Raw genomic sequence first — 16,016 nt, forward strand, 5'->3', positions numbered from 1 at the left:
TCGATGAAATCGATTAACGCCGTCGCTATGACGTTCCTGTCGACATTGTTAATGTCTGAAGTTTGCCTTTCGGCAACCATCAGTGATCCTGACAGGTTCCAGCATGAAGGGAAGTTGAATGCTTATCTTCGTTCGGTCTATATCAATACGCGTATCGCCAACGATTTGATCGAAGATCGCTTTGGCGGTTTTCCGGACGGTGCCGAGCTGGGTGGCACAGGCGTCGGTGCGATCCTGGATTACAACTCCGGTTATTGGGCCGGGGTTGTAGGGATTGATGCCTCTTTGTATGGCGTGGCAATGGTCGATTCAAAAGACAATGGCCGGGACCTGTTCGACGATACTGACGGCACCAACGGGGGCTTTGCCAAAGTTGGACAGAGTTATTTCAAGTTGCGTTACGAGGGCAACGGCTGGAATGCCGATTCCCAAGTAGGTCGGGGGCGGTTCGACGCCGGAACGTTGGTCACGCTGGACACTCGGATCGTTCCCGGCTCCTACCAGGGAGGCCGCGCCCATTTGAACTTCACCGAGATGGGGATCGGTCCGCTTCCTGGCACGTTGGGGTTCGAAACCGCCTATATCAACCGCACCTCGCCTCGGGACAGGGAAGACTTCGAGCACCTGCTGAGCCAGACGGGCGAGGAAATCAAGGATCTGTATACCTACGGCATCAATTACGACTTGAAAGCTGTCGAGCTGGGTTACGCCCACGGGGTGGCGCGGGACTTCAATGAAAACACCCGTTATGGGCTGACATTAAAAGCGCCGCTGGGCGACAAAGCCGGTGTGGTATTGGACACCCAATATTATGAGTTCCAGAAAGCCGGGCGAATCTGGGAGCGTGACTGGGAGGCGGGTGAGGCGGCTTACGATGATGACGCGACATGGTTGAATATCAACCTGGGTTTATTGCTCGATAAACTTCGCCTGGGTCTTTCTTTTTCCGAGACCCAGGCAAAGTTGAGCAACGGGCAACTGGGTTATGCCTACTTCGACCACGGCGATAATGTTGACGGCCGGATGGATGCCTGGACACGCTCCGGCAATGATTTCAATAACGACGGTGAGCGAACCTGGCAGATTGGCGCCGAATATGACTTGAGCGGGCATTCTTTATTGGGCGCTTCGCTGGATGGTTTCAAGGTCATGACTATTTATAAACAAGGTGAGTTTGACGCGACCGACCCGTTCAGCGGTCGACGCACCGACGTGACCGAGCGACAAAATGAATATCGCCTCTACTATCGCTTCGACGAAAAAGAATACGCAGGACTTTCCGTGGGCCTGATTTATATCAACTACCGGATTAACCAGGACTTCGTCGCACTGGTTTCCGCTCAACCCGATAACGTGGTGAGCGGTTCGGAGGCGCGGGTCTATCTGGACTACGCATTTTAGAAGTTCAACCGCTCTATCGAGAGGCTCGAGATGTCTACACCTCGTCATAAAATAGTGGTCACACAGCGATTCTTCGATGCCATGGCGACCGACTTCCTGGAGAGCCGCGGCTGTGATGTAGTCGTCGCCGACCTGGCGCCCGGGCAAGCGGACGGCGACCTGAGTGAACAGCAACTGACCGACATCTTGAAGGACGCTGATGGCTGGATCGTCGGGCACGCGACTATCACGTCCAGCCTGTTGGGCTCGCTCCCGCGCTTGCAGGTCATCGCCCGTCGCGGTGTGGGTTACGAACGGGTTGATACGGCGGCGGTGGTAGCGGCGGGGAAGGTCGCGACCATAGCGATCGGCGGCAACGACGCAAGCGTCGCCGACCACACCGTGGCATTGATGCTCGCTGTGTGCCGCCAACTCAAGCGCTGCCAATCGGGATTGTCCGCAGGGGATTGGTCGATCCCCCTGGGCGGCGATTTGTACCGCAAGACGGTGGGCGTCGTCGGGATGGGGCGGATCGGCCGGGGCGTTCTGCAGCGCTTGTCCGGGTTTGAAGTTACACCGTTGATTTTTACCCCTGATCCTCACAAAACACAGCTCGACGGTATCGCCCACGGTAAATTCGTTGGTCTGGAAACGCTGCTCGAGGAAAGCGATTTCGTCACCCTTCATGCGCCTCTCAATCCTCAAACCCAAGGGTTGATCGACGAGCACGCATTGAGACTGATGAAGGGGTCCTCGGTGTTGATCAACACCGCGAGGGGCGGGTTGGTGCGCGATGCGGATCTGCTCTGCGCGCTGCGTGAGAACCGGTTGGCAGGGGCGGGGCTCGATGTCTTCGAAAGCGAGTCTGACCCCACGCTTTTACCTGTGACCGAACGATTGATTCAACTGCCGAACGTGGTCGTGACGCCCCACGTCGGGGCCTCCACGGTCGAGGGGCTCAATCGCACCAACCTGATTGCCGCCCAGTGCGCGGTGGCCGTCCTGCAAGGGCGCAGCCCGCCCGCCCATTGCGTCATCGCGGACGGACGACGACCCGCCGGCACGCAGGTGTGGCCATGAGTCGTAGCGAAAACCCGTCGCCGGACTCACGCCCGCCGGTTCATCCCGACTTGCTCGCGGTGGCGACGTCGCTGCGCCAACAGGGCCTGCTTCCGATTGTCCAGGGCGATGTGCAGAGCGTCCGGGGCCAGTTGGAGCGGATCGATGCGTGGGCGGCGCACCGCAGCGTGCCCCTGAGCTACGAGCGCACGCTGGGCTTTCGCGTCGACGGCCGAACGGTTCCCTGCAAGCTTTATTGGCCGGAGGGCGATGAGACGCCTTGTTTGATGTTCTACTGCCATGGCGGCGGATTTCGCCATGGTTCGCTGGCCGGCTGGGACGCGCCGCTGCGTCAGTTGGTTCGCGACAGTGGCCTGGCGGTGCTCTCCATCGACTACGCGTTGTCGCCGGAGCATCGCTTTCCCGTGGCGTTCAACGAGGTGGTAGCGATCGTCAGCCGTGTCATCAAGCTCGGGGCAATCACCGACTGCCCGGTGCGCGGCTATGCCCTGGGCGGCGATTCGGCGGGCGCGAACCTGGCCCTGGGCGCGGCCATTGCGCTGCGTGACGCGGGGATCGATGCGCTGCGCCAGCTGTTGCTGTTCTACGGCAGCTACTCGCGGGACATGACCTCCAACTCGTGGCAACGGTTGGGCGGATATGCAGGGCAGAATCTGTCAGTCGAAACCATGAGCGCCTATTGGGCCAGCTATCTGGCCGATGATGAGGACGACTGGCGGGTGCAGCCAATCACGGCTGACCTGACGAACCTGCCGCCGACGCGATTGGTCATTGGCGAGCTGGACCCACTGCTGGACGAAAACCGAGCGTTGGCGCAGCGCTTGAAGGACGCAGGTGTGGTGACGAGCCTGCAAGTCCTGGCGAACATGACCCACGGTTTTATCCGTTTCAATGAAGTGGCGCCCATCGCGCGCAACGTACTCGCTGCTCAGGGCAACGCGTTGCGCAAGGCGCTTCCCAATCAGGCGAACCTTCCATGAATGTTTTCCGAATCGCGGCCTTTGCATGGGCCTGCGTCGCGGCATCCGTTGGCATGGCCGCCGGTACGCTGCCTGTCGGGCCCGTTGCCGGGGATGTGCAGTTGTCGGCGTTTTATCGCTGGCCTGAGGCAATGCCCGAATCGCCGGGTACGCTGCTGCGAAACGAGCGCATGCCAGTGCAGGCACTAATGCCTGCCGCCGCGCAGGCGATACGCCTGCTCTACAGTTCGGTTGACGAACGCTGGCATTCCGGCCTCGTTCCGGTCAGCGGCGTGTTATACCTGCCGGCGGGCAATCCCCCCGCCGAAGGCTGGCCGCTGCTGGCCTGGGCCCACGGTACGCTGGGGATCGCCGATGCGTGCGCGCCGTCCTGGACGGGGCTGCGCGACCGTGACGCGGCGTACATCAATCGTTGGCTGGCGCGAGGGTTCGCGGTGGTCGTGACTGACTACCAAGGACTGGGCGGCCCGGGGCCGCATCCCTATACATTCTGGCAGGCCGAGGGACGTTCCGTTCTCGACTCGATTCGCGCTGCCCGCGCCATCAGACCAGGGCTGATCGCCCCTCGCACGTTCCTCGCCGGGCAATCCCAGGGCGGCGGGGCGGCGTTGGGCGCGGCGATACTTGCCACGACCTACGCACCCGAACTGCCTATCCTGGGGGCGATACTCACGGCGCCGAACAGCACGTTTCCCCAAGGCCCCATTGCGCTGCCGCCACGCCAAACCAACACCGTGTTCCTGGTCCTGGCGTCCGGTGGCCTGCGCGAAGACGGACCGCCAATCGAAACCATCCTGACCGCCAAGGGCCTCCAATTGCTGGACGTCGCCCGGCAGGGCTGTACCCGTGACATTGCGCTCAAATCCAAGGTTTTGCGGATCGGTTCGTTTGCAGAGCTGTTGACAATCACCCCCGAGGCATTGAACGCAGCGCGCATCCCGTCCACCGACATGCCGCAGGCTTCGATTGCGTTTGCGTTGTTCATCGCCACCGGCCAGGCAGATCAGACGATCACGCCAGAGCGGCAGTACGCGGTCGCGGCGGCGTTGTGCGCCGCCGGCAACCCCGTCACTTGGCGCACCTATGAAGGCCTGGGGCATGACGGGGTGTTGCACGGTTCGTTGGAAGATGCCTTCGCATTCGTCAGGGCCCGACTCGATGGGCAGGGCGATGGTTCGAATTGCGCCACCTTGCAAAGACCTGGTCCGCCGGGGGAGAGAGACGAAGGAGCGCTGTTCAACGACGACTGAGTGCTGAGTAGACCTATGTGGCAAGGGAAGTTGCTCCCTCGCCACGGTTTTGGCGGGTTTGCCATCTCGCGAACCGTCCCAATGCAACGATTGCCAGGCCACGGCCTCATATGAGTCATAAGCGGCGCCTTGGATACCAGGCGGCGGGCCGATTTTCCTTATGACGGGTGATTGTTTTCATGACGATGGCTGAGAAAAACCATGTCGACTGGCTGGTGGAGCAATCGATGCTCAAGGCGGCGAGGCAGCGGGCCAAGCTTTACTCGGGACAAGGGCGCCTGTGGCAACAGCCCTTCGCACACACCCGGCCCCGTGACGCCTGCGCGCTATCCTCCGTTTGGTTCACCGCGTACCCGGCCTCCATCGTCACCCGGGAAGATGGCACGGTGCTCGAAGCGCTGGGGGATGAAACCTTGTGGCATGCGCTGTCGAAGATCGGCATCCAGGGCATCCACAACGGCCCCTTGAAAAGGTCCGGAGGCCTGCACGGCACTGAATTTACGCCGACGATCGACGGCAACTTCGATCGCATCAGCTTCGACATCGACCCGGAACTGGGCACCGAGGCCCAGTTGCAGGCATTGACACGCATGGCCGCTGCCCACAATGCCGTGGTCATCGACGACGTCATCCCGTCCCACACCGGCAAGGGCGCGGATTTCCGCCTGGCGGAGATGGCCTACGACGACTATCCAGGCCTCTACCACATGGTGGAGATCCGCGAGGAAGACTGGCCGCTGTTGCCTGAAGTCGAGGAGGGGCGCGACGCGCAGAATCTCACCGCGCAGCAGGTGGATGCCCTGCGCGACAAGCACTACATCGTCGGCCAGTTGCAGCGGGTGATCTTCTTCGAACCCGGCGTCAAGGAAACCGACTGGAGCGCAACCCCCGTCGTCATGGGGGTGGACGGCAAGCCGCGGCGTTGGGTCTACCTGCATTACTTCAAGGAAGGGCAGCCGTCGCTGAACTGGCTTGACCCAAGCTTTGCCGCGCAACAGATGATCATTGGCGATGCGCTGCACGCCATCGATTGCATGGGGGCGAAGATCCTGCGCCTGGACGCCAACGGTTTCCTGGGCGTCGAGCGCAAGCTCGATGGCACTGCATGGTCCGAGAGCCACCCGCTGTCGATCACCGGTAACCAGCTGCTCGGCGGTGCGATTCGCAAGGCAGGGGGTTTCAGTTTCCAGGAATTGAACCTGACGTTGGATGACATCGCCGCCATGTCCCACGGCGGGGCGGACCTGTCCTATGACTTCATCACGCGACCGGCCTACCAGCATGCCTTGCTGATGGGCGATACCGAATTCCTGCGCTTGATGCTGCGCCAGATGCACGCCTTTGGCATCGATCCGGGGTCGCTGATCCACGCGCTGCAAAACCACGACGAATTGACCCTTGAGTTGGTGCACTTCTGGACGCTGCACGCCCATGACACCTACCTGTACCAAGGCCAGACGTTTCCCGGCAACATCTTGCGCGAGCACATCCGCGAGCAGATGTATGAGCGCCTGTCCGGTGAACATGCGCCTTACAACTTGAGGTTCGTGACCAACGGCGTGTCCTGCACCACGGCCAGCATCATCACCGCCGCGCTGGGCATCCGCGACCTCGATGCCATCACCGCCGCCGATATCCAGCAGATTCGCCAGGTGCATCTACTACTGGTGATGTTCAACGCCATGCAGCCGGGCGTGTTCGCCTTGTCAGGCTGGGATCTGGTGGGGGCATTGCCGTTGCCGGCGGAGCAGGTCGAGCATTTGATGCGCGACGGCGATACGCGCTGGATCCATCGCGGCGCCTACGACCTTGTAGACCTCAACCCGCAAGCGCCGATGTCTGCCGGGCAAATGCCCCGCGCCAGGACGTTGTATGGCAGCCTGCCGAGCCAATTGAAGGATCCGGATTCGTTCGCCTCGCAACTGCGCAGAATCCTGGCCGCGCGCCGGGCCTACGACATCGCCGCGAGTCGCCAGATATTGATTCCGGACGTTGAGCATCCAGGGTTGCTGATCATGGTCCATGAACTGCCGGCCGGCAAAGGCACGCAGATCACCGCGCTGAATTTCGGCTCGACGCCCATCACTGAAACCCTCCATCTGCCAGATATCGCGCCGGGACCGGTGGTGGACATCATCAATGAGCGAGTCGAAGGGGATCTTACGTCGGAAGGCGAGTTCACCATTACCCTGGATGCGTACGAGGGGCTGGCGTTGCGGGTGGTGAGCAGTTCGCCGATGATCTGAGGGAGTCGAAGTCTTTGATCCGTGAGGAAGATTGAAAAGATAAATATCAATATGCCACTATTGTTATTGCCGCAGCTGCCGATATGAGCAGCATCGATTTTAATCATAGGGACTTGATACATGTCTTTTCGTACGCTTCGCACCCTCGCGACACTGACCGTTCTTGCCTGCCTGACCCTCACCGGTTGCGCCCACGTTCAACCGCCGGTACCGCTGGACCATCAATTCTGGGACGCCAAGGAGCCGACCATTGGCGTGGCGATCAACGTGGTGCCGGAGCCGGTGCTGGCGCTGACCGGCAATCAGGGGTTGCTGGACCTGGCCATCAATAAAGGCGTCAACAGCAAGCTCAGCGATAACGTTGAAAAATGGCAAGTACGCGACCTCAACACCTTGCCGGACGCCATCGTGGCCAAATTGCAGGCCAAGGGTTACAAGGCCAAGCGCATCAACGAGCCGGTGGACCTGACTAAATACAAGGAAGTCAGTTTCCGCGAAGGCTACACCACCCGTGACCTGACGCCGATCAAGGCCACCTACGGTGTCGATCGCCTGCTGCTGGTGAACGTGATGGGAACAGGCGCTACCCGCAGCTATTACAGCATCGTGCCGACCAGCGTCCCCATGGCGCAGGTGGGCGGGCAGGGCATGGTGGTCGATCTGGCCGACAACCGGCTCCTGTGGTTCAAGCCTTTCTCCGTTGTGCAGGCAGCCCAGGGCGAGTGGGACGAACCGAACTACACCAATCTGACCAACGCCTTTTACCAGGCGATGGACACGAGTCGCCAGCAAATGATCACACCGTTCGAGCAATGAAGCGCGGATTGATAGCGCTCGGCTCGGTGGCCTTGCTGATGGTGGCGGGTTGCGCGCAGAAGCCAGCCCCGCCGGCCGGTTTCAAAACGCCGGACGCGGTGTCCTATGTCCAGACCCACGGGGTGAAGGTTGACCTGCAACTGCCCCAGGCGTTTGTCGGCGCCAGTACCGTGGTGGACGCCGAGGCCGCACAGAAGGCTGCTTCGTCGAGTCATAACCTGGTCGCCAGTTCCGGCAACGCTGCTGGGCTTGCCGGTTTGCTGGTTGCCAGCCTGATCAATACCCAGATGGGCAGCGGTAGCTTGCAACGCGATGCCGAACAAACCGCCGCGAAGGAGTCCAGGCCGTTGGCGGACCTGCTTGCCGGCGTGCCGTTGCAGGAGCGCCTGCAACAGCGTTTCCAGCAGGCTTCGCTGGCAGCGGGTCTCAAGCAGGGCGCGGGAGATATCAGTGCCCGCCTGGTGATCGAGCCCAAGCTGATGCTGACCCCTGATCGTGGCAGCTTCGTATTGATCAATCAGGTGCAGGTCCAGGACATCGCCGGTTCGGCGTTGTATCGCATGCGCATTGAAGTCTCCAGCCAGCCGATCCGGCGTTGCGGCAAGCGTTGTGTCGACGACGGCTCGCTGGACCTGGCGCAAGTGACGACGGCGCTCGACGAATGTATCGATGAGTCGATGCGTGTGCTGGCTGCCGACCTGATGTTGCCGGCGCCGCCGGAAGCGGCCCAGGAAACCCTGCGCTATGTGCTTGATGGGCAGCGTGTAGTCGAGCGCGGTTATCAGTTGGCCAACAATGGGAATTACTGGCGCTACCGCAACCTCTACGGCGCGGTGAAATCAGTGCCGGTGCCGTTCGAGGACGCGTTGACTCAGGAGCAGTTGCGCCAGGTATACGGCCGCTGACCGCTCATATGTTCGGCCAGATGTCAGCGTTGGTCCGTCCAAAACCGGCTGACGCCGCCGTTGGCACCCTGCACCGGATCCCGATTCGGAAACGGCAACCCTTCGATGTTTGCCAGTTGCGCCTCGCTCGGCGCTTCGCGGCAGATGTCGGCCTGCTGGCCGGGTGGATACGCGCCGACCACCAGGAAGTCCTCGCTGGAGCCCAGGTTGCAATGCCCGGTGCCGGCGGGGAGAAGCAGCGCATCACCGGCCTTGACGTCGATGATTTGGCCGTTGGGGCCACCGATCATCAAGCGAGCCTTGCCGCTGGCAACACCGAGCACTTCGTGGCCTTCAGTGTGATAGTGGTGAAAGTCGTAGATCCCGTAACGCCATTGCGGTGGCCAGCCGTTGGCGCGGAAAGTCTGCTCCAGGCGGGCGGCCAGATCGTCGGTATGGGTCGCGACCGCATCACGGTAAACGATCACCGGCAGGCGTGGGTTGTTGGGTACCCAATCGTTGCGTTCCAGCAACAAGGTCTGGATTGAATCCGGGAGTGCGTTGAGCGTGCTCATGGAAGAAGCTCCACATCTGTGCCTTTATGGGCTAGACGGTGCCTTCGATGGGAGAGTTCAACGTCGCTCACCGGTGCCGCGCGTCAGCGCTTTTCCTTCATGATCCGCTCCACTTCACCCGAAGCCTTGAGCTGTTCGAAAGCGCGTTGTGCCTTGGCGACCGTCTCGTCGGGTGTGCTCAGGCTGAACGCCAGGTAAACCCGATGGGGCTGCTCATCCAGCGCGTAGACCTCCTCCAGCAGATTGAAGTCAATCCGGGCATCCTGGCACATCAGGCGCGCGGTGTTCTCCGGCATCGGCACGAGCTGGACCTGACGGTTCAACAGTTTCTGGAAGTTATCGTGGTTATTCGCTGAAACGACCAGTCGGCTGAAGCCACGACCTTGCAGATAAACCTGCTTGGCGTCATTTCGTACCACGCCGATGCTGTACTGCTTGGCCTCTTCCAGGGTGCCAATGGCGATGGGGGCCGTGTCGCGCAGCTTGTAGAGCCGGCTGGTGGAGCGATGGATTTCACCGACCCACTTGAACAGCTGTTCACGGGCCGGGGTGCGATCCAGCGGGAAGATCAGCACGTTGGGCTCGCGCAGCGCCATTTCATAGGCCCGCGCCCAGGGGTAGAGGGCCATGTGGAAATCGTCGAGATCGGCCTGCTTCAAGGTATCGGCGGCGATATGGATACCGGGGCCGACCAATTTCTCGTCGCGCAGATAGGCATACAACGAGTCCTCGGTCACGACCTCGATGGTTTCGGCCTGGCTTTGAAGGCTGTTCAAGGCCAGGAATACCCATGAACAGAGCATCAATGAGTGGCGCATACAGACCTCGGTTTTGGCGATGATTAGAGGGACACGCGGTTGCGGCCCTGGTGCTTGGCCCGGTACAGCGCCTGGTCGGCGCGTTGCATCAATTGGTCGAAATGATCCATGGCCTCGGGGTCCAGCTCGGCGACGCCGATGCTCAGGGTGACGAATGGGGAGATCGATGAGCCGCTGTGGGGCAGTTGGCGTTCGGCCAGGGCGCCACGCAAGCGTTGGGCCGCCTCCCAGGCCTGCCCTGCGTCGATATTGGGCAGCAGGACGACAAATTCCTCGCCACCGACCCGTGCGGTCAGCTCGCCAGAGCGGCCGAAGACCTCGCGCAGGGTTTCAGCGATCTGTTGCAGGCATTGGTCGCCGTTCATATGGCCATAGGTATCGTTGTAGATCTTGAAGAAATCGACGTCGCACATCAGCACCGCAAGCGGCGTCTTGTGGCGCATGGCGCGGCGAAACTCGACTTCCTTCAGCTCGTCGAAATGGCGACGGTTGGCCAGGCCCGTCAAGGCGTCGTGACGGGACAAGGCTTCGAGGGCCTGGTTGGCGGCCTTGAGCTCAGCGGTGCGCGCCTCGACCAGCTCGACCAGTTGATCGCGGCTGGCGGCGATCGCCAGCTCGTCCGAACGCTGGCGCTCCAGGTGGGCGTGGAGATTGTCCTGGAGTTCATTGACCTGGGATTCGAGCAAGCTCAACTCGTCCTGGCGATCCACCGAACGCTGCAGCTTGAGGTGGTGCTTGAGTGTTTGTGGCTCGAGCTCGCCCAGGTGCCGGGCGATATGCACCACGTGGATCGTCACCAGGCGGTTGAACATGGTCATGACCAGGCCCGCCAGCAGCATGGATTGGATGATCTGGGTGATGACGATGCTGCGCGCTTCGCCCCACAGGCGTTGCCACAGCAGTTGGTTATCGCCTTCGATGATGAGCTCGCCGACTTTTTCGTGGGCGCCGAGATAAGGCTGCGCGATGAGCTCGCGGTGCAATACCGGTGCTACCCCTTCGTTACCGGTGGTGTAGCGATTGAGCTCGATGATTTCCGGCGACCGGCCGGGCCGCAGGACATTCAGCGCCACGCGTCCGACCGGCGCGGCCTTGGCGACGCTGGCAAGCTGTTTGTCCAGGGAGTCGCGGTCCATCTCCCAGATCGCATGAGCCAAGGTGTCGCGGAAAACCTGGTCGATCAGCCCCAGCTCGGCATTCATGTCCGTCAGGTTGCTTTCCCAGGCCAGCCAGGTGCGCCAGGTGACCATCGCCACTGTGAAAAACAGGCAGAACAGCAGGGTCGCCAGGACCAGGCGCCGACCCAGGGAGCTGAGGGTCTTGGCTTGTGCCCGTTGAGAGGGTGGGGGTGTGAGATGGCTATCCATCTCATAACCACTTGCGCGCGATGGCATCGTAGACGCCGTTGCGACGTATGGCTTGCAGGCCTGCGCGGAATTTTTCGACGGTCTGCGGCGGCGTGTTGCGGCTGAACGCCATACTCAGGCCGTCGGCACTGCTCAGTTCGGGCAGCGCCAGCGACTTGATCAATACTTTGTCCGGGTCTTCGCCGTTCTGACGGGTCAGGTACAGCGCATTGAGCTCGTTGGAAATCCACAGCTCCACGTGGTCGACCTTGAGCTTGCGGTAATTATGTTCATATTTGGTGCTGGACTGAAGTTCTTCGCCGATGCGGAAGCCCTTCGAGACGAGAAACTGCTCGCCCACATCCTGATTGACGGTAGCGATCTGGTGCCCATGGGCATCGGCCAGGGAGTCGAGTTTCACCGGCCGCTCGGCCAGTGAATAGATATACCACTGGGTCGGGGCGATGGCGCCGATCCACTGGAACAGCGATTCGCGCGCCGGGGTGCGCACGATGGAATAGATCAACACATTGCTTTCATTGAGCGCCAGTTCATAGGCCCGCGCCCAAGGCATGGGCTGGATCGACGCTTCGACGCCGATCTCCTTGAGCACAGCCTCGACCACTTCGGTGCTCATGCCGGTCACCCGGCCGTCCTGCGTCATGTTGTAGGGCGGCAACTCCTCGGTGACGATGCGCAGTGGCGGCTCAGCCGCGATGGCCAACGCCGATCCACCTGCAACCAGGAGCATCAGGGCGCCACACATCAGTAAGCGGTAAAGCAGCGAAGCCATTGATCATCACCCTATGCAGCCAGCAGAGCCTGGCGAGGCCTGAGGGCCTTCGTCATCCAGGTTATCGGCTGGGTGAGGGTGTTGCTTGAGCGCAGCTACGCATCTTCCGGGCGACCGCTCTATCACGCGGACGCCAGGACGCGCCGGTGAACCTTCCGTCAATACAACGCTCACTTGTTAGGTCATCGCCCCGGGTGAACGCGCTGTTTTCTGCCGATAAGGAATTCGCATGGATCCAACCTCGACCTCCCACGTGCGCCCCGTAGAGCGCGAGTTCAGCCCACGCGCGGTAATCACCGGGATCGTGCTGGGTATTTTGCTGACGCCCTCCAATGTATATGCGGGATTGAAGATCGGCTGGTCGTTCAACATGTCGATCATCGCCTTGCTGGTTGGCTACGGCATCTGGCAGGGCCTGGCCAAGCGATCCTCCGGCCGGCTGCCCTGGACGCTCCACGAGAGCAACATCAACCAGACCGTGGCGTCGGCCGCGGCATCGATCATTTCCGGCGGGCTGGTGGCGCCGATCCCGGCGTACACCTTGCTGACCGGCCAGCAACTCGACGCGTTGCCCATGGTCGCGTGGGTATTTTCGGTGAGCTTCCTGGGTATCTGGATTGCCTGGTACCTGCGGCCATCGCTGCTTAACGACAAGGCGCTGAGGTTTCCCGAGGGCATGGCGACCCTGGAGACCTTGTTGCATATCTACAATCACGGCCACGAAGCCGCGACGCGCCTCAAGGTGCTGCTCGGCGCAGCCGTGCTGTCCGGGTTCGCCAAGTGGGTCGATACCTTCGTCTGGGCCATCCCGCGCTGGTCGCCGAGCGCCCAACTGGAGCGGCTGACATTTACCGCGGATCCGTCGCTATTGCTGGTGGGATTTGGCGGCATCATCGGCATCCGTGTCGGCCTGACCCTGTTGCTCGGCGCGCTGTTGGCGTGGGGTGGGTTGGCGCCGTGGCTGTTGGAAAATGGCCTCGTGCACTTGCCGCCCGGCAGCAGCGGCCCGCAATTCGCCGTGCTGGTGGAATGGCTGCTGTGGCCGGGCGTGAGCCTGATGGTTTGCGCGACCCTGGCTTCCCTGGCGATCCGCTTGTGGTCGCTGCACCGCTCAACCAAGGCCAGTGGCGCGGCGTCCTGGGTGGTGCCCAAGGCCGGGCCCGCCGTTGGTTTTTTGCTGGCAATCGTCTTGGTGGTCAGCCTGCAAGCCATGTTGTTCGGCATCAATCCCTGGATGGCGCTGCTGACCATTCCCTTGGCCATTTGCCTGGCGGCGGTGGCAGCCCGGGTAGTCGGCGCCACCGGAATTCCGCCCATTGGCGCCATTGGGCAACTGTCCCAGCTGAGCTTCGGCATCGTTGCACCGGGGCAGGTGCCGATCAACTTGATGAGCGCCAACACCGCCGGCGGTTCGGCGGGGCAATGCACGGACCTGATGAATGATTTCAAGGTCGGCCGGGCGATCGGCGCGACGCCGCGCAAGCAACTGCAGGCCCAGACGCTGGGGATTTTCATCGGCAGCATCGTCGGCGTGCTCGCTTACCTGGCGTTGATCCCCGACCCGCAAACCATGCTGCTCACCGAAGAATGGCCGGCCCCGGCCGTCGCCACTTGGAAGGCCGTGGCGCAAACCCTGACCCATGGCCTGGACTCGTTGTCGGTGAGCATCCGCTGGGCGATTTTCATCGGCGGCGCCGTCGGTTTGCTGCTGGGCATCCTCGACAGCCTGCTGCCGGCCCATCGCGCCCGCTACCTGCCCAGCACGGCTGCCCTGGGCCTGGCGTTTGTCCTGCCGGCCTCGGTGTCGCTGATGATGGCCCTTGGCGCCGTGCTGACCTGGCTGGTGAGCTGCCGCTGGCCGAGCCTCACCGAACGCTTCGCCATCACGGCGGCGGCGGGGTTGATCGCCGGGGAGAGCATTACCGGGGTGGGGGCTTCGTTGTGGCAGATGCTCGGTAATCTGTGAGCCCCCGTGGCGAGGGAGCAAGCTCGCTCGCCACTGGAAGCGGTGGGTGGCGCCGTGTCAGTGTGAATGTCGCGGCTCACCACTGCGGGCGATCACCCTCAGGTGCAACGTGGCCGGCTCCAGGCAACCGCCCGTGGAAAGCTGGCCGACCAGTTGCCGGTACAGTTCCTGCCAAGGCGTTTGCGACGGCGGGAAGTTCGGCGTCCAGGCACGGCGGCGCCGCTCCATTTCGGCGTCGTCCACCAGCAGGTTCACGGTGCGGGAGTTCAGGTCGACTTTCAGCCGGTCGTTGGTTTGCAGCAGTGCCAGGCCGCCGCCAACGGCCGCTTCCGGGGACATGTTGAGGATCGACGGGCTCGCCGAGGTGCCGCTCTGGCGGCCATCGCCCAGGCAGGGCAGGGAGTCGATGCCGCGCTTGATCAGCGCCGCCGGCGGGGCCATGTTCACCACTTCGGCGCTGCCGGGATAGCCCACGGTGCCAGCGCCGCGGATGACCAGGATGCAGCGCTCGTCGATGTCCAGCGCCGGGTCGTCGATGCGTGCGTGGTAGTCCTCCGGCCCCTCAAATACGATGGCCCGCGCTTCGAAGCTGTTCTCGGCGCCGGGTTCGGACAGGTAAGTCTTGCGGAACGCTTCGCCCACCACCGACATCTTCATGATCGCGCTGTCGAAAAAGTTGCCGCTGAGCACGATGAAACCGGCGCGGTGCTTGAGTGGGGTGTCGAAGGGGTGGATGACGTCGGCGTCGCAGGTCAGGCTGCCGCTGACGATCTCGCCGATGGTCTTGCCGCTGACCGTGGCGCAGTGCTCATGCAGGCGGCCGGCCTTTTGCAATTCGTGCATGACGGCCGGCACGCCGCCCGCGCGGTGGAAGCCTTCGCCCAGGTATTTGCCAGCGGGCATGCAGTTGACCAACAGCGGCACGTCCTCGCCGATTTTTTGCCAGTCGTCCAGGCTCAACTCGACGCCCATGTGCCGGGCGATGGCGATCAGGTGCGGCGGGCAGTTGCTCGATGCGCCGAGTGCCGAGGCGACGGCGATGGCGTTTTCGAAGGCTTCACGCGTCATGATCTGGGAAGGGCGCACGTCCTGGCGCACCAGTTCACAGATGCGCTTGCCAGTGGCGTAGGCCATCTGCCCGCGCTCGCGGTACGGCGCCGGAATGCTTGCGCAACCGGGTAACGACATGCCCAGGGCTTCGGCCAGCGCGTTCATCGACAGGGCGGTGCCCATGGTGTTGCAGTGGCCCACGGAGGGCGAGGCCGCCGTGGTCATTTCCATGAAACCTTCGTAGTTGATCTCGCCAGCGGCCATCAGGTTGCGAGCGTGCCACAGCACTGTGCCGGAGCCGATCAGCTCGCCCTTGTGACGACCGTCGAGCATCGGCCCGCCGGACAGCACGATGGACGGCAGGTCGGTGGTGGCTGCCGCCATCAGGCAGGCGGGGGTGGTCTTGTCGCAACCCGTGGTGAGCACCACGCCGTCCAACGGATAACCGTGGAGGATTTCCACCAGGCCCAGATACGCCAGGTTTCGGTCCAGGGCCGCCGTGGGGCGACGCGACTGTTCGGCGATGGGGTGCACCGGGAATTCCATCGGAATGCCACCGGCGTCGCGGATCCCGGCCTTGACCCGTTGCGCCAGTTCCAAGTGATGGCGGTTGCAGGGCGTCAGGTCGCTGCCGGTCTGGGCGATGCCAATGATCGGCCGGCCCGACTGCAACTCTTCCCGGGTCATCCCGTAGTTCATGTAGCGTTCGACATACAGCGCTGTCATGTCCGCGTGGGCCGGGTCGTTGAACCATTGCTCGCTGCGCAGGCGGCGTTTTGGCGTGTCACTCATGATTCATTTCTCTCTTGTAATTGGGTGAATCGACGATCTG

13 protein-coding genes are annotated in these 16,016 nt (G+C 62.2%); 8 read left to right on the plus strand and 5 right to left on the minus strand.

Features of this window, described 5'->3' with window-relative positions; all coding sequences use genetic code 11:
- The first annotated feature begins 3 nt into the window (after positions 1–3).
- The 7 genes from ACLK1G_RS00985 to ACLK1G_RS01015 all read left to right on the plus strand — a co-directional run bounded on the left by ACLK1G_RS00985 (position 4) and on the right by ACLK1G_RS01015 (position 8,657).
- Positions 4–1,401 (plus strand): OprD family outer membrane porin, encoded by a 1,398-nt coding sequence (locus ACLK1G_RS00985; RefSeq protein WP_420763684.1) that lies wholly within the window; start codon positions 4–6, stop codon positions 1,399–1,401.
- Between the two features lie 30 nt (positions 1,402–1,431).
- A complete protein-coding gene (locus ACLK1G_RS00990; protein WP_420763685.1) occupies positions 1,432–2,460 on the plus strand; it encodes a phosphoglycerate dehydrogenase in 1,029 nt (342 codons plus the stop codon).
- Positions 2,457–3,440 carry an alpha/beta hydrolase gene (locus ACLK1G_RS00995; RefSeq protein WP_420763686.1) on the plus strand — a complete coding sequence of 328 codons (984 nt, stop codon included), beginning with the start codon at positions 2,457–2,459 and terminating at the stop codon, positions 3,438–3,440. The genes ACLK1G_RS00990 and ACLK1G_RS00995 overlap by 4 nt, the downstream gene beginning before the upstream one ends.
- Positions 3,437–4,690, plus strand: a complete 1,254-nt coding sequence (locus tag ACLK1G_RS01000; protein ID WP_420763687.1) for a lipase family protein — start codon at positions 3,437–3,439, stop codon at positions 4,688–4,690. Before ACLK1G_RS00995 ends, ACLK1G_RS01000 begins: the two co-directional genes overlap by 4 nt.
- Before the next feature lie 179 nt (positions 4,691–4,869).
- Positions 4,870–6,936, plus strand: coding sequence for a maltose alpha-D-glucosyltransferase (gene treS / locus ACLK1G_RS01005; RefSeq protein WP_420763688.1), 2,067 nt, complete (start codon positions 4,870–4,872; stop codon positions 6,934–6,936).
- Positions 6,937–7,056: 120 nt separating this feature from the next.
- Positions 7,057–7,752, plus strand: a complete 696-nt coding sequence (locus ACLK1G_RS01010) for a hypothetical protein (protein WP_420763689.1) — start codon at positions 7,057–7,059, stop codon at positions 7,750–7,752.
- Positions 7,749–8,657, plus strand: coding sequence for a hypothetical protein (locus tag ACLK1G_RS01015; RefSeq protein WP_420763690.1), 909 nt, complete (start codon positions 7,749–7,751; stop codon positions 8,655–8,657). Before ACLK1G_RS01010 ends, ACLK1G_RS01015 begins: the two co-directional genes overlap by 4 nt.
- A gap of 23 nt (positions 8,658–8,680) precedes the next feature.
- On the opposite strand, the gene ACLK1G_RS01020 is transcribed toward ACLK1G_RS01015, so the two are convergent.
- The 4 genes from ACLK1G_RS01020 to ACLK1G_RS01035 form a co-directional block, all read right to left on the minus strand.
- Positions 8,681–9,211 (minus strand): cupin, encoded by a 531-nt coding sequence (locus tag ACLK1G_RS01020; RefSeq protein ID WP_420763691.1) that lies wholly within the window; start codon positions 9,209–9,211, stop codon positions 8,681–8,683.
- Between the two features lie 83 nt (positions 9,212–9,294).
- Positions 9,295–10,029 carry a substrate-binding periplasmic protein gene (locus ACLK1G_RS01025; RefSeq protein ID WP_420763692.1) on the minus strand — a complete coding sequence of 245 codons (735 nt, stop codon included), beginning with the start codon at positions 10,027–10,029 and terminating at the stop codon, positions 9,295–9,297.
- 23 nt (positions 10,030–10,052) lie between these two features.
- Positions 10,053–11,396 (minus strand): GGDEF domain-containing protein, encoded by a 1,344-nt coding sequence (locus ACLK1G_RS01030; RefSeq protein ID WP_420763693.1) that lies wholly within the window; start codon positions 11,394–11,396, stop codon positions 10,053–10,055.
- Position 11,397: 1 nt separating this feature from the next.
- Positions 11,398–12,168, minus strand: coding sequence for a substrate-binding periplasmic protein (locus ACLK1G_RS01035; protein WP_420763694.1), 771 nt, complete (start codon positions 12,166–12,168; stop codon positions 11,398–11,400).
- A 229-nt stretch (positions 12,169–12,397) separates the two neighbouring features.
- Between ACLK1G_RS01035 and ACLK1G_RS01040 the strand changes: the two genes are divergently transcribed.
- Positions 12,398–14,134 (plus strand): OPT family oligopeptide transporter, encoded by a 1,737-nt coding sequence (locus ACLK1G_RS01040; RefSeq protein WP_420763695.1) that lies wholly within the window; start codon positions 12,398–12,400, stop codon positions 14,132–14,134.
- Positions 14,135–14,191: 57 nt separating this feature from the next.
- Here the strand turns inward: ACLK1G_RS01040 and ACLK1G_RS01045 are convergent, their stop codons facing one another.
- A complete protein-coding gene (locus ACLK1G_RS01045) occupies positions 14,192–15,976 on the minus strand; it encodes an IlvD/Edd family dehydratase (RefSeq protein ID WP_420763696.1) in 1,785 nt (594 codons plus the stop codon).
- Positions 15,977–16,016 lie beyond the last annotated feature (40 nt).

This window comes from Pseudomonas algeriensis, assembly GCF_048847255.1.
Taxonomy (GTDB): Bacteria; Pseudomonadota; Gammaproteobacteria; order Pseudomonadales; family Pseudomonadaceae; genus Aquipseudomonas.